The sequence below is a fragment of the Oceanisphaera marina genome (assembly GCF_014643915.1).
In the GTDB taxonomy this organism is placed as follows: Bacteria; Pseudomonadota; Gammaproteobacteria; order Enterobacterales; family Aeromonadaceae; genus Oceanimonas; species Oceanimonas marina.
This window is the reverse complement of sequence record NZ_BMKE01000003.1, coordinates 196720-210086: the sequence shown is the minus strand read 5'-3', so window position 1 is coordinate 210086 and position 13367 is coordinate 196720. Positions and strand designations below refer to the sequence as shown.

Sequence of the window (13367 nt, the reverse complement as noted above, 5' to 3'; positions counted from 1 at the left end):
TATATTCTGCCTGAAAAAAGAAAACGGCCCAAGAGTAGGACCGTTCGGATATCAAAAACTCGGTACACCATTCAGTCTAAACACGCTTAACTGAATGGTGTTAGCGACAAGCGCGGGTTTTTTTAACGAGCGGCCTAACTTAGGCTGCAACCACCTGAATGGTTACATTGGTATTCACGTCGGCATGCAAGTGCACACCCACTTCGTACTCACCTACGTTGCGCAGTACGCCGTCGGTCAGACGAATTTCGCTCTTGGCAACTTCAACACCGGCAGCGGTGATGGCGTCAGCAATGTCACGGGCACCGATGGAGCCGAACAGTTTGCCTTCGTCACCAGACTTGGATGCAATTACCACGTTTTCCAGACCAGACAGCTGGTCGGCACGGGCTTGTGCAGCAGCCAGTTGTTCACCCAGTTTGGCTTCCAGTTCAGCGCGGCGAGTTTCAAACGTCGCTACGTTGTCTTTGGTAGCTACTACTGCTTTGCCTTGTGGCAGCAGGTAGTTACGAGCATAACCGGATTTAACGGTTACCTGGTCGCCCAGGCCGCCTAACTTGGCGATTTTATCAAGCAGAATAACTTGCATTACCTTTCCTCTATAATATTAGCGAGTTAGGCCGCTGCTTACTTGTGCAGATCGGTGTAAGGCAGCAGGGCCAGGTAACGAGCGCGTTTGATCGCACGAGCCAGCTGACGCTGGAACTTGGCGCGGGTACCAGTGATGCGGCTCGGTACAATCTTACCGGACTCGGTGACGTAGTTCTTCAGGGTTGCGATGTCTTTGTAATCGATCTCGGTTACACCGTCAGCGGTGAAACGGCAGAACTTACGACGACGGAAAAAACGTGCCATGATTCTATTCCTCAGCTAAAACGTGGATTACTCGGCAGAAGCTTCTGCACGAGGAGCGGCGTCGTCACGACGTGTTGGGCGTTCGTCTTTGGCCTTGGCCATTTCTGAAGGCTCGGTGACGGCCTGCTTGGTGCGCATAATCATGTTACGCAGCACCGCATCGTTGAAGCGGAAGTTAGTTTCCAGCTCGTCGATCACAGCCTGGTCAGCTTCTACGTTCATCAGAACATAGTGAGCTTTGTGCAGTTTATTGATCGGGTAAGCCAGTTGACGACGGCCCCAGTCTTCCAGGCGGTGAACTTGACCACCAGAAGTAGTGATGGCGCCAGTGTAGCGCTCAATCATGCCAGGAACCTGTTCACTCTGATCAGGGTGAACCATAAATACGATTTCGTAATGACGCATGGATTGCTCCTTACGGGTTATAGCCTCTTCGTGGGCTCAGTCACACCATCGGAGGCAAGGAACTTATAGGTAAAAACGACTGATTTTAAGGTGGCGGATTATAGGCTATAAATATTTTAAAAGAAAGCTTAAAAAGACAGCTATAAGCGATCAGCTGTAAGCTTTCAGATAAAGACAGGACAAGAGCCAAACCTAATAAAGCCTCAGCTGTCAGCCTTCAGCTAAAACCCGAATAAAAACCAACAATGCAGTCCACCGCCTTAGCGGGTATCGGCTGAGTCTTGGTACTTATCTGACAGCTGATAGCCTGTCTCTTAGTCACATCTTTTTAATGTACTTAATGGTGTAATCAGGCAGAGCGTACTACTCCGTGTCATCTGAAGAGGCAGTAGGAATTGTCATAGCCAACCGCCAAATGCCAAGGTCAGCAAAGGCTCCTGCAATGCTGACACTCCCACCATCCCTGGCGGTCGGACGGCATTTGCCGAGCGTCGCAGGGATGCGGTTTAGCGCGTTGGTGGAGGCAATCCTACTGTCTCTTTGCACTTATGCAACAGCTCACAGACTTGTGACTAAGAGACAGGCTGATCGCTTTTTTAACGCAATTTTCTTTGTAGCCCGATGGCGATGATCACCACGGCGGCGCCAAGGTAGACGTTAAGCGCCGGAAACTCCGCAAACAATACCATCCCCATCAGGGTAACGAAGATCAGGCCGGAATATTCGCTGGCGGCTATCTTGCTGGCATCAGCCATAGCGTAGGCCAGAATGCAGATGCCCTGATAGATAATGCCCACCAGGCTGGCGCCAATCAGCAACAGCCATACCTCCCCCGTCACCGGCTGCCAACCGGGCAAGGCCAGGGCAAAACTTACCGGAATGGCCAGCGCCTGGGTCAGAAACAGCGTTGCCAGCACAGAGCGCCCTTGCGGCAGCCGGCGTACCAGCACATTGCTGGCCGCCATGGAAAACGCGGTTAACAGCGCCACCCAGCCGGCCCAGTGCCACTCGGCCGGGTTAAGCACCACCAAGATGCCGACGAAGCCGAGCAGGCTAACTCCATAGGCGGCCAGCCGCACCCGCTCTTTGCTGATCAGCGCCGCCAGCGGCAGTGTCATCAGGGGCGATGCATAAAATACCGCGTTGGCCGTGGCCAGTGGCAGATAAATAAGACTGATGAACACACAAGCCGAGCCCATCAGCAGCAGGTGTCCGCGCAGCAAATGGATCTTCCATTGTCCCCAGCCCTTCTTCTCTCGCGGTAGTCGCCACCAGAAGGGCAGCAACAAAGCCGACGTCATCAGAAAACGCAGCGCCACATACTGATAGGGCGTCGCCTCGGTCTGGCCCAGCAACTTGACCAACACGTCGCCGAAGGAGATCATCAGGTTGCCCAGCACCAGCAATAAAATGGCCAGCATTTGCCTATCCGCCGCCATGCGAGCCATCAATTGTTGCATGTTTATTCCTTATAGAGGAGTGAGAGGAAAAATATGAGACGTGACACACTGAAGTCTGAAGCTCAGTGCTTCTCACCGCTCCCTCTCACACCAGGCACCCCACCTTTACTTAACTACGCTGACGGACCATTTCAAACAGACACACCCCGGTGGCGACCGACACATTCAGGCTGGAGACCGAGCCACCCATGGGGATGCTGACCAACTCATCGCAATGTTCTCGGGTTAAACGCCGCATGCCTTTATCTTCTGAGCCCATCACCAGTGCCAGGGCACCACTGAGTTTGGCTTGATACAGGCTGTGATCCGCTTCGCCAGCGGTGCCCACCACCCATACGCCCTTGTCTTGCAACGAACGTAAAGTGCGGGACAGGTTGGTCACCTGAAACAAGGGCACCACTTCGGCGGCACCACAGGCCACCTTGCGCACCACCGGGCCCAGGCTTGCCGAGTTGTCTTTGGGGACGATAACACCATGTACGCCGGCTGCATCGGCAGTACGTAAACAAGCACCCAGGTTATGCGGGTCGGTAACGCCGTCGAGTACCAGCAACAAGGGAGTGGCTTGCGCTGACAGCAGCTGGTCCAAATCCGCCTCGTTAAGCACAGGCTGCGCCTTGACCTTGGCCACCACGCCCTGATGCTGGCCACCTTTGGCCTTGTTGTCCAGCGCCGAGCGACTGGCTAGCTGGGCTTTCACGCCCACGGCCAGCAAGCGCGCCTGAAGCCCGTTTAAACGCTCATCGTCACGGCCTTTCAATAGCCATACTTCCAGTATCTGTTCGGGATGGGTTTCCAGCAGTGCATCGAGGGCGTGGATACCAAAAATCAATTCATTGCTCATAAATGTTACTCGAATTAAAAATAAAAACGGGGATAGAGGCTAGAGATACATCTCTATCCGCTACCCCCTATCAGTGACTAGCAATTAATGGCGTTTTTTAGCGCCTTTGGGCTTGCCGTCGCCTTTATTGTCCGTCGCTTTGGCCTCACCTTTGGGCTTGTTGCTTCTTTTAGGCTTGGCACGCTGACGCGATCTCGTGTTCTTGCCTCTGGCTCCCTTGGCGCTTTTAGCACCGGCAGGCAACGGCTCTTCCACGGTTTCAAAGTCAATCTTGCTGTCGTCCAGATTAACCGCCATTACCTTCACCTTGATTTTATCGCCTAAACGATAGCGGCGACGGAAGTTCTCGCCAATCAGGGTCTGGCGCGCCGGGTCAAACTGATAATAATCATTTTGCAGGCTGGAAATATGCACCAGACCATCGATGTGAATGTCATCCAGGCGGACAAAGAAACCAAAGCCGGTCACGTTGGCGATGGTGCCGGTAAACTCGCTACCGACATGGTCCAGCATATATTCGCACTTGAGCCAGTCTGCCACATCACGGGTGGCGTCGTCGGCGCGGCGCTCCGTTTGTGAACAATGATCTCCCATGGGCGCTACTTCGTCATACTGATAAGGCACACCACCGGTCTTGCTGGTGCCTTCGCCCTGAATCTTGCTCACCTGCGCCTTGATGGCCCGGTGTAAAATCAAGTCGGGGTAGCGACGTATCGGTGAGGTGAAGTGCGCATATGACTTCAGTGCCAGACCAAAGTGGCCCATGTTCTCGGCCTGATACACGGCCTGTTTCATCGAGCGCAGCAGCATGGTCTGAATCAGACCCGCATCGGGTCTGTCTTTGATTTGCTCGGCCAGCAAGGCGTAATCTGCCGGCTCGGGCTCCAGGCCCCCTTTCAGCTCCAGGCCCAACTCGGCCAGAAAGCTGCGAAAGCCGGTCAGCTTTTCTTCGCCCGGCTTGTCGTGAACGCGGAACAAGGTATGAGCGTCCTGCTTTTCAATAAAGCTCGCCGCCGCCACGTTGGCCGCGATCATGCACTCTTCGATGATCTTGTGGGCATCGTTACGCACTACCGGCACTATGCTCTCAATCTTGCGCTGCGGGTTGAATATAAAGCGGGTTTCTTCGCTTTCAAATTCTACCGCACCACGCTTATGGCGAGCCGATTTCATCGCATGATACATGTCGTTCAGCGCCTCAAGGTGCGGGACCAGTGGCGCGTAACGCTCACGCAGCACCTCATCACCCTCTATCATGGCCGCTACCTTGTTATAGGTCAGGCGGGCATGAGAGTTCATCACGGCTTCGTAGAATTTAAAGTCAGACAGCTTGCCGCTGGCAGAAATAGTCATCTCAGCCACCATGCACAGCCGATCAACCTGCGGGTTCAGCGAACACAGGCCGTTAGACAGCACTTCCGGCAGCATGGGAATCACTTGCTCGGGGAAGTAAACCGAGTTGCCACGTAAATAGGCTTCGTTATCCAGGGCCGTACCGGGGCGCACATAGTAAGACACATCGGCAATAGCGACCCACAGGCGCCAGCCACCAGCCGCATTGGGCTGACAATGTACCGCATCATCAAAGTCGCGGGCATCTTCGCCATCTATGGTTACCAACGGCAGATCACGCAGATCGCGGCGGCCTTCTTTGGCTTCTTCCGGCACTTGCTCGGTCAGCTTGGCAATTTCCTGCTTCACTTCTTGCGGCCACACATGAGGGATACCGTGAGTACGCAGGGCAATATCGATTTCCATGCCCGGGTCCATGGTTTCACCCAGCACTTCAACCACCTTGCCAACACCGGTCATGCGTTTGGTCGGGCGCTGGCTGATGTGAATCACCACCACCTGGCCCATGCGGGCACCCTGGGTTTCGCCCTGGGGGATCAGAATATCCTGGGCGATACGGCTGTCATCAGGCACCACGTAGCTCACACCGTTTTCCACGAAGTAACGGCCAACCACTTCCAGGTCGCGAGACTCCAGCAGGCGCACTACCCTCGCCTCGCGTCGTCCTTTGGAGTCGAAACGCAATGGCTGCACCAGCGCCTGATCTCCGTGCATCAGGGCATCCATTTCACGTTGCGACAAGAACAGATCGTCGCCACCATCTTCGGGACGCAAAAAGCCAAACCCTTCTCTGTGGCCAATGACGCGACCTTTAATCAGGTTAAGCTTTTCTGGTAGCGCGTAGCATTTGTTGCGGGTAAAAACCAGCTGGCCATCTCTTTCCATGGCGCGCAGACGACGACGCAGGGCTTCGGCCTGCTCTTCACCTTCCAGATTCAGTTCGGCAAAAATTTCGTCACGCGAGATGGGCCCCTGCTTGGCTTTAACCAACTCAATAATATATTCACGACTGGGAATGGGGTTTTCGTATTTTTCGGCTTCCCGCTTGAGGAAGGGATCTTGTTGTTCTGACATAAAGTAGTCCATTTGAGCACTGGAATAAGGGAAGTATATCTAAAGGATAAGAATAACAAGTGACAAAGCGCCCGGTTAAGCCAGTGCTTGCTTAAACCGGGCGCTTGAGTCACTACGAGAAGCTGCCTTGCATTACAGGGATTTCAGCATTTCTTCTGGCAGCGCCAGCACCTGATTACTGTTTACGCCTATGCCGCGTTCAATGATATTGCCTGCTATGGCCTTGGCTTCGTCTAACGAATGCATCACATAGGTGCCGCACTGATACTCGTTTAGTTCGGGAATTTGCGACTGGCTTTCAACCTTGAGCACATCTTGCATGGCGGCCAGCCAGGCATTCGCCACTTGCTGTTCGCCGGGCGAACCGATCAGACTCATGTAAAAACCGGTACGACAGCCCATGGGCGACAGATCAATAATCTCAATGCCATCCGTATTCAGATGATCACGCATGAAACCTGCGAACAGGTGCTCCAGTGTATGGATACCCTTTTCAGACAAGATTTCCTGGTTCGGCAGACAGAAACGTAAATCGAATACCGTGATAGTGTCATCGTGAGGCGTGGCCATGGTTTTGGCAACGCGCACCGCAGGCGCTTCCATACGGGTATGATCAACGGTAAAACTGTCCAGCAATGGCATAGGTTATTCCTCTATTTAGATATCACGGAGATTGTGACAAAGAAAAGGGTAATGGCCAAGGTAATTCAACAATAAAGCGGGCCCAAGGGTGATAAGCGCACTCTCGAACGCCGAATTATCACCACGGGGACATTCAAATCCCCGGTTTTCTTTTTTGAGCATCATGACGATAATGATTAAACAGCGTCTTCGTTCTGCTCGCCGGTACGAATACGGATCACCTGCCCCACATCCAGCACAAAAATCTTGCCATCGCCAATCTTGCCGGTTCGCGCCGTGGTTTCAATGGCTTCAATACAGGCTTCAACCAGATCATCCTGCACCACCAGCTCCAATTTCACCTTGGGTAGAAAGTCCACCATATACTCGGCTCCCCGATAGAGCTCGGTATGGCCTTTTTGGCGGCCAAACCCTTTGACTTCCGATACCGTCATGCCGGTAATGCCACGCTCGGCTAGCGCCTCACGTACATCGTCCAGTTTAAAGGGCTTGATAATGGCTTCAATTTTCTTCATCGGTGGCTCCTTACCAATTTATTTTGCCAAAACCCGAGGTAACAGGATAACGGCGGTCTTTGCCAAAATTACGCGGCGTAATGCGTGGCCCAACGGCACTTTGCCGGCGTTTATATTCGTTGATATCAACCAGTTTGATGACGCGCCGAACATCGGCTTCAGCAAAGCCGGCCGCCAGAATATCGCTGAGCGACTGGTCTTGTTCCACATAGGCTTCAAGAATGGCATCCAGCACATCATACGGCGGCAGATTGTCCTGGTCGAGCTGATCCGGCGCCAGCTCGGCTGACGGTGGGCGATCAATCACCCGTTGCGGGATCACATAGCCCAGGGTATTGCGATAACGTGACAATGCAAACACCAGGGTTTTAGGGACATCCTTGAGAGGGGCAAAGCCGCCGACCATGTCGCCATACAGGGTACAGTAACCCACTGCCACTTCGCTTTTATTGCCGGTGGTCAGCACCAGACGACGACGCTTGTTAGACAGCGCCATCAGTAACATGCCCCGGGCACGCGCCTGCAGGTTTTCTTCTGTGGTATCACCGGCACTTTTTTCCTGGTCGGCAAACAAGGGCGTTAATTGCTGCATAAAGGCATCAAACATCGGCTCGATAGACACACAGTCATATTCAATTCCCAGCAATCCGGCTTCTTCTTCTGCGTCGGCCACGCTGATGGACGCCGTATAACGAAACGGCATCATTACCGCCTGTACCTTGTCTTTGCCAAGAGCATCAACGGCAATAGCCAGCGTAAGTGCCGAGTCGATACCTCCGGATAACCCCAGCACGGCACCATCGAAGCCATTCTTGTTCACGTAATCGCGGGTAGCCAGCACCAAAGCTTGATACACCTCGGCCAGAGGCTCAAGCGGTGCCTGCACCTGGCTTTCGAGCGGTGATTTAAATGCAAACTGCACCAATGCCAGCTCGGGCTTGAACGCCACCAGACTTTGAGTCAGCTCACCGGCGGCGTTGAACACCTTGGAGCGGCCATCGAAGATCAACTCGTCCTGTCCGCCGACCAAATTCAGGTATACCAGTGGCAAGGCATTTTCACGACTGCGACTGGCCAGCAGATCTTTGCGTATCCAGGCTTTGCCCTGATGATAAGGCGAGGCATTCAGGCTCAGCAGCAATTCGGCCCCCGCCGCCTTGGCGGTGGCTGCCGGTCCGGCCTGCCACACATCTTCACAGATCAGCAACCCCAACTGGTGACCTTTAAATTCCACCACACAAGCATGTTCGCCGGCACTGAAATAACGCTGCTCGTCAAACACTCCATAATTCGGCAACTGCTGCTTGAAATAACGCCCCAGAAGCTGGCCCTGATAATAAAAAGACGCAGCATTATAACAATGGCCTCCCTGGCGCCAGGGATGGCCCACAATCAGGGCAGTAGTGGCGCTGGCGGCAGCCAGTTGCTCCAGGGCGGCATCCTGGCGTAAATACAGGTCGTCACGCAGCAGCAGGTCTTCGGGCGGATAACCGGTAATGGCCAGTTCGGGAAACAACACCAGATCGGCGCCTTGGTTTTCGGCATCGGCCAGGGCCGCCAACATGGTTTGAGTATTGGCTTCGATGGCACCTACAGTCAGGTTTAACTGGGCCAGCGCCAGAGTCAGTTGTGAGGACATGGATGAATTCGCTTAAAACGGTGATACCCGCATAGTAATAAAAGTTAACCGCAACAGCCAGCCAAACAGAATTTACGGCGTCGAGCAGCGGGCTATATTCTATTGTGGCCCGCCGGTACCGGCTTCCAAGTCGGGAGCGCGCTCGCCAAACGGGCCAGCATAAATCGGCAGTATGGGCGCAATAGCCGAATTCAAGGTCATACTTTGCGCCTGACCTCGGTCAGTTTGCCAGGCGACCGTCACTGCTATGTCTTTTTTATCCCCCTTTGAGCCATTGGCGGCAGTCGATAGCCACCTATGCTGCGAGCTATCCCAATCTCGCGGATATACAGCCCATTCCAGATCAAAGCTGATAGTCGCCACAGTAAGTGCTTCATTTCCTGAGCTGACGGCCTGATAACCGGACACCGCCTGCTGGTGTCTTAATTGATCCAGCTTGGATTCCAACAGCCGCAAGGCCACTTCTCGACTGCGCCCGTCTCGGCTGTATTCCAAATAATGCTTACTTAACTGCAACAGAGAGCCGGCGGTCACCGCCACGATCACGAAGGCAATCATCACTTCAATCAAGCCAAAGCCATACTCGCGCTTCATTCCGTGCCCTCCGTCAGCCTTAAGCTGTCTGCCATAAGCGATCGACTACAAATAAACACCCTTTATCTCTTGCAACGCTCTTCGTCCGTGGTTTCAGTGAGTTCCATGGCAAAAATGCACTTTCTCTCTTGGGTTTTGCTATGCCTTGCAGCCATCCCCGTTAATGGTCGGTCCAACTGCCGGGGAGCATGTTCAGGCTCACAAAGGGGCTGGCAATGCTTTGATTACAGTTGCTGAGCAGGCACAGCACCTCCGGATGATAAATAATGGCGAAATCCCCCTGCAAACTGTTCCCGCCAAGGTTGCTCAACACACTACCAAATATTCGAGTGCCTGGTGCCAGCTGTGCCGACATGGGGCTGGCATTACTGGTGGCGCTATCAAACAGCAACAGCAGGCCATAAAAATCGGTATCTGTGCGGGAGCGAACAGAAACATTCTTGGCCAGCAAAATCACGGGCGCCAGTGCCGAGCTGGTCACCTGATCCAGTTCACAGTCACCATTGCCGGTGACGATGAAAAAACCGGCGCGATTTACTTCATCACAACCAGCAACGATGTCAGTCGCCATGGCGGCGATGCTGGACCACTGATGTTGGCCATACCCGAATAAGTATCCCAACAGATCAGACGGGAAATTATCGTCATCAGTCACCATATCGCTGTTCATCTGCTGGCTGACGTTATTTTTATGGCTCAGCTGCGGATTGCAGTTATTGTCTGCTGGCTCAAAGTCCGCCAAGTAACAGCTTTGCAACTGACCGCTTCCGCCAAGCGCGCCCCTGGACCACAACGAGACAGGCACTCCCGAGCCACCGCCATCAGGATGAGTCACCAAGGTGATGCTGCCATTAATCACATTATTCGGGCCGGCCAGCACCAAAGGCGCCGCCGGTGCGGAATTATCTGGATTCAGTATTGTTCGCCGGGCCATAGCGACTCTGACGCGACTTTCACCACCACTGGCCAGGCTGGCTACAGATTCCAGCCGGATAACCCCCGCCAGATTGGTATCCGGCTCCACGGTTACCCGATAGGTTACTTCGGCCATGGCATGGGAGACAGCGCCCGACCAGGCGGTTATAACGGGTTCATGTTTAAGTATTGCCATCGCCTCGGCCAGCCCTTGCTCGGCCGCTGCATGAGATAGCCGATATTCGAGTTCGTTAAGCGTTATCCGGCGCTCCGCAAGCAACGCCTTGCCAACCAACATCGAGACCGACATCAAAATGGATACCAGCATCAGGGTAATGGTCAGCGTGGTAAACCCCTGCATATCCTTCATGGCACTACCCGCTGATTTCTGAGGTAAACATGCCGCTGCAGGCTCATGGTCAGATCGGATCGCTGGGTATGAGAGGCGGTTATTGTCAGCTGCAAACTGGGGGAATCGGCACCTGAAACCGGCACCACCGACAGTCTGTCGACGCTGATTTCTTCACTCGAAATCAGCTTGCTGCCGCTACCACACAACTCACTTAACGCCGTGGCGTCTGCTGCATTATGCGCAATGCGTACTTTGAGCTGCCGGGTGCCGCGGTTATGGCTGTAAATGCGCACCCTGGCTTGCTTGTCCGAGGGCGAAGACGCATCCCAGTATTTGATACGCACGCAGTGCTGCCCGCTGGCTCCCGGTTCGGTATACAGATCGTCTGTTACAGAGAACGCATAATGCGCGGCCAAACCAGCAGCAATATCGGGATGATAGCCGGTTTTTTGAAGGTCCCGACTGATCATATCGCCAATGCCTTGCACCTCCTGATTCAGCCGCGACAACATCAGGGTGGTATTCCCCGAGGCCAGTACCGTGCTGAATAAAGACAAGGCTCCGGCCAGTACCAGTACTCCCGCCACCATGGCAATCAGCAATTCAATGACCGAAAAACCACGACTACGGCTTAGCACGGCGGTACGCCCGAGAGCTGACTGTCGGAGCAGGTACGAATAATGCTGTTGTTCCAGGTGATGACCTTGATGCTGTGCTCACCATGGGAGAGAGTGATATTGCCCGACAACAAGTGACTTCTTCTGGGCTTGAAAATAAGATAGGGGCTGGGATAGGAAGCGGTGAGTATCATGCCCGGGTAAGCGTGATGTTCAACCAGGCTGATGTCGTGATGAGCACTGCCATCACAATCAGACGGCTGAGCCAGCGCCTTGATGTGATAGCTCCAATTGAGCGTGCCCGAGCCGTTGAAGCACACAGTCACTTCTTTATGGCGTTTGATGGCTTCGCTGCGGGCCAGCTGCAGATCGGAATACAGTGCCATACCGGCACTGCGGAGCTTTTGTTGCTGGCTCAAAGAATGAAAACGAGGGACGGCAAGTGATAACAATACAGCCACCACCACAACCCCTACCAGTAACTCGATAAGCGTCAGCCCCACCTGACTCACCCTCACCTGCCCCTCCTCGTTATGCGAGAATGCAGCAATGTAGCCGCTTGCGACTAAGCTTGGTCTAAGGACCAGAATTCAACAAGGTAAGGTGAATGGCAAAGTCGCTTGGTTTTACGCTGATAGAATTACTGATAGCACTCACCATAGTGGCAATACTGGCCACGATTGCCTATCCGAACTTTGCTGGTTACCTGCTGAAAAGCAAACGCATCGAAGCCATTCAGGGCCTACACAGCATGCAACTGCAACAGGAAGAATGGCGCATTTCTCATCCCGCCTATGCCAGCAATGATGACGCCGCTCACTTTTTACCGAGTCATCCCCATTATGAATTCAAGGTCAAGGCCGCCAGCGACACCGATTATGTTCTGGAAGCCAACGCCAAAAACGGCTCGGCACAGCAGCAGGACAAAGCTGGCAACACCGCATGCCACACCCTGACGCTGAATCGCAACAGCACCAAAACTCCCGCTGCATGCTGGCAATAACACCTGAATACACAGCGCAATGACACCAGCCCTACGGGGCAATTAAAGATAAAAACCCGGGCCAGTAACAACAAAAGCCGCCCCCTGAGGGTCGGCTTTTGTTGGAGTCAGTATGTTGTCTGCAAGCTGATCGCTTACAGCTGGTTACTGTCTTTCAAGACACCTGTTTTACCTTCAGCTCGGCCGGCACTTCAAACACTATGTTTTCTTCTCTGCCGGGGTGTTCGGTCACGGTATTGCCCCCCAAGGACTTCAAGTGATCGATCACTTCCTGCACCAGAATTTCCGGAGCCGATGCGCCAGCCGTTACACCGATGCGCGCCGTACTTTCAATCCAGCTGGCGTCAATCATTTCAACGCAATCAATCAGATAGGCCTGAGTACCGATTTTTTCCGCCAATTCACGCAACCGGTTGGAGTTGGAAGAGTTCTTCGAGCCCACCACCAGCATCACATCCACCTTGGCGGCCAGTTCACGCACCGCATCCTGGCGGTTTTGCGTGGCATAGCAGATATCGTCTTTGCGCGGTCCTTCAATGGTCGGAAAGCGCGCGCGCAGGGCATCAATCACATCCGAGGTTTCATCCACGCTCAGGGTGGTTTGGGTAACAAAGGTCAGATTATCGGGATGCTTGACCTGCAATGTGGCTACATCACCCGGGTTTTCAACCAGATACATGCCACCGGTATCACTTTCATACTGGCCCATGGTGCCTTCTACTTCTGGGTGACCCGCATGGCCGATCAGAATGGTTTCTATGCCTTTCTTGCTGGCTCTGTGCACTTCCATGTGCACCTTGGTCACCAGCGGGCAGGTGGCATCAAACACCTTCAAGCCACGGCGCTTGGCCTCTTCCCGTACCGCCTTGGACACACCGTGGGCCGAAAAAATCACGATATTATCGTCTGGCACCTGATCCAGTTCTTCTACAAAGACCGCCCCGGCGTTCTTGAGCTTGTTGACCACATAGCGGTTATGCACCACTTCGTGACGCACATAAATGGGCGCCTCAAACTTTTCCAATGCACTTTGCACTATGCTGATGGCACGGTCGACACCGGCACAAAAACCACGCGGGTTGGCAAGTAAAATTTCCAC

15 protein-coding genes are annotated in these 13367 nt (G+C 53.7%); 1 reads left to right on the top strand and 14 read right to left on the bottom strand.

Annotation, left to right across the window (positions count from 1 at the left end; genetic code table 11):
* Positions 1–139: 139 nt before the first annotated feature.
* From rplI to IEW52_RS03285, 13 genes are all read right to left on the bottom strand, one after another.
* Positions 140–589 carry a 50S ribosomal protein L9 gene (gene rplI, locus IEW52_RS03345; RefSeq protein ID WP_188628651.1) on the bottom strand — a complete coding sequence of 150 codons (450 nt, stop codon included), beginning with the start codon at positions 587–589 and terminating at the stop codon, positions 140–142.
* Positions 590–627: 38 nt separating this feature from the next.
* Positions 628–855: a 30S ribosomal protein S18 gene (gene rpsR / locus IEW52_RS03340; RefSeq protein WP_188628650.1), complete on the bottom strand. Its 228-nt coding sequence runs from the start codon at positions 853–855 to the stop codon at positions 628–630.
* Positions 856–882: 27 nt separating this feature from the next.
* The gene (rpsF, locus tag IEW52_RS03335; RefSeq protein WP_188628649.1) at positions 883–1260 is read right to left on the bottom strand and encodes a 30S ribosomal protein S6; all 378 of its coding nucleotides are present in this window, start codon (positions 1258–1260) and stop codon (positions 883–885) included.
* A gap of 596 nt (positions 1261–1856) precedes the next feature.
* Positions 1857–2720, bottom strand: coding sequence for a DMT family transporter (locus IEW52_RS03330; RefSeq protein WP_188628648.1), 864 nt, complete (start codon positions 2718–2720; stop codon positions 1857–1859).
* Positions 2721–2829: 109 nt separating this feature from the next.
* A complete protein-coding gene (gene rlmB / locus IEW52_RS03325) occupies positions 2830–3564 on the bottom strand; it encodes a 23S rRNA (guanosine(2251)-2'-O)-methyltransferase RlmB (protein ID WP_188628647.1) in 735 nt (244 codons plus the stop codon).
* An 84-nt stretch (positions 3565–3648) separates the two neighbouring features.
* Positions 3649–5991: a ribonuclease R gene (gene rnr / locus IEW52_RS03320; RefSeq protein WP_188628646.1), complete on the bottom strand. Its 2343-nt coding sequence runs from the start codon at positions 5989–5991 to the stop codon at positions 3649–3651.
* Positions 5992–6123: 132 nt separating this feature from the next.
* A complete protein-coding gene (luxS, locus tag IEW52_RS03315; protein WP_188628645.1) occupies positions 6124–6633 on the bottom strand; it encodes an S-ribosylhomocysteine lyase in 510 nt (169 codons plus the stop codon).
* A gap of 176 nt (positions 6634–6809) precedes the next feature.
* Positions 6810–7148 carry a nitrogen regulatory protein P-II gene (glnB, locus tag IEW52_RS03310; RefSeq protein ID WP_188628644.1) on the bottom strand — a complete coding sequence of 113 codons (339 nt, stop codon included), beginning with the start codon at positions 7146–7148 and terminating at the stop codon, positions 6810–6812.
* 10 nt (positions 7149–7158) lie between these two features.
* Positions 7159–8787 carry an NAD+ synthase gene (locus IEW52_RS03305; RefSeq protein ID WP_188628643.1) on the bottom strand — a complete coding sequence of 543 codons (1629 nt, stop codon included), beginning with the start codon at positions 8785–8787 and terminating at the stop codon, positions 7159–7161.
* Between the two features lie 99 nt (positions 8788–8886).
* Positions 8887–9381 carry a type IV pilus modification PilV family protein gene (locus IEW52_RS03300; protein ID WP_188628642.1) on the bottom strand — a complete coding sequence of 165 codons (495 nt, stop codon included), beginning with the start codon at positions 9379–9381 and terminating at the stop codon, positions 8887–8889.
* Positions 9382–9541: 160 nt separating this feature from the next.
* On the bottom strand, positions 9542–10666 hold the full coding sequence (locus IEW52_RS03295; protein WP_188628641.1) for a pilus assembly PilX N-terminal domain-containing protein: 1125 nt from the start codon (positions 10664–10666) through the stop codon (positions 9542–9544).
* Positions 10663–11286: a prepilin-type N-terminal cleavage/methylation domain-containing protein gene (locus IEW52_RS03290; RefSeq protein ID WP_188628640.1), complete on the bottom strand. Its 624-nt coding sequence runs from the start codon at positions 11284–11286 to the stop codon at positions 10663–10665. The genes IEW52_RS03295 and IEW52_RS03290 overlap by 4 nt, the downstream gene beginning before the upstream one ends.
* On the bottom strand, positions 11280–11783 hold the full coding sequence (locus tag IEW52_RS03285) for a GspH/FimT family protein (RefSeq protein ID WP_188628639.1): 504 nt from the start codon (positions 11781–11783) through the stop codon (positions 11280–11282). Before IEW52_RS03285 ends, IEW52_RS03290 begins: the two co-directional genes overlap by 7 nt.
* A gap of 89 nt (positions 11784–11872) precedes the next feature.
* Between IEW52_RS03285 and IEW52_RS03280 the strand changes: the two genes are divergently transcribed.
* Positions 11873–12268, top strand: coding sequence for a type IV pilin protein (locus IEW52_RS03280; protein ID WP_188628638.1), 396 nt, complete (start codon positions 11873–11875; stop codon positions 12266–12268).
* A 154-nt stretch (positions 12269–12422) separates the two neighbouring features.
* On the opposite strand, the gene ispH is transcribed toward IEW52_RS03280, so the two are convergent.
* Positions 12423–13367 (bottom strand): 4-hydroxy-3-methylbut-2-enyl diphosphate reductase, encoded by a 945-nt coding sequence (ispH, locus tag IEW52_RS03275; protein WP_188628637.1) that lies wholly within the window; start codon positions 13365–13367, stop codon positions 12423–12425.

What these genes read in the sequence shown, in the direction of transcription:
- IEW52_RS03305 (WP_188628643.1), bottom strand. Translation starts at nt 8,787, where the DNA reads ATGTCCTCACAACTGACTCTGGCGCTGGCCCAGTTAAACCTGACTGTA.
- luxS (WP_188628645.1), bottom strand. Translation starts at nt 6,633, where the DNA reads ATGCCATTGCTGGACAGTTTTACCGTTGATCATACCCGTATGGAAGCG.
- IEW52_RS03295 (WP_188628641.1), bottom strand. Translation starts at nt 10,666, where the DNA reads ATGAAGGATATGCAGGGGTTTACCACGCTGACCATTACCCTGATGCTG.
- IEW52_RS03330 (WP_188628648.1), bottom strand. Translation starts at nt 2,720, where the DNA reads ATGCAACAATTGATGGCTCGCATGGCGGCGGATAGGCAAATGCTGGCC.
- rplI (WP_188628651.1), bottom strand. Translation starts at nt 589, where the DNA reads ATGCAAGTTATTCTGCTTGATAAAATCGCCAAGTTAGGCGGCCTGGGC.
- rpsR (WP_188628650.1), bottom strand. Translation starts at nt 855, where the DNA reads ATGGCACGTTTTTTCCGTCGTCGTAAGTTCTGCCGTTTCACCGCTGAC.
- rlmB (WP_188628647.1), bottom strand. Translation starts at nt 3,564, where the DNA reads ATGAGCAATGAATTGATTTTTGGTATCCACGCCCTCGATGCACTGCTG.
- rnr (WP_188628646.1), bottom strand. Translation starts at nt 5,991, where the DNA reads ATGTCAGAACAACAAGATCCCTTCCTCAAGCGGGAAGCCGAAAAATAC.
- glnB (WP_188628644.1), bottom strand. Translation starts at nt 7,148, where the DNA reads ATGAAGAAAATTGAAGCCATTATCAAGCCCTTTAAACTGGACGATGTA.
- IEW52_RS03300 (WP_188628642.1), bottom strand. Translation starts at nt 9,381, where the DNA reads ATGAAGCGCGAGTATGGCTTTGGCTTGATTGAAGTGATGATTGCCTTC.
- IEW52_RS03280 (WP_188628638.1), top strand. Translation starts at nt 11,873, where the DNA reads ATGGCAAAGTCGCTTGGTTTTACGCTGATAGAATTACTGATAGCACTC.
- rpsF (WP_188628649.1), bottom strand. Translation starts at nt 1,260, where the DNA reads ATGCGTCATTACGAAATCGTATTTATGGTTCACCCTGATCAGAGTGAA.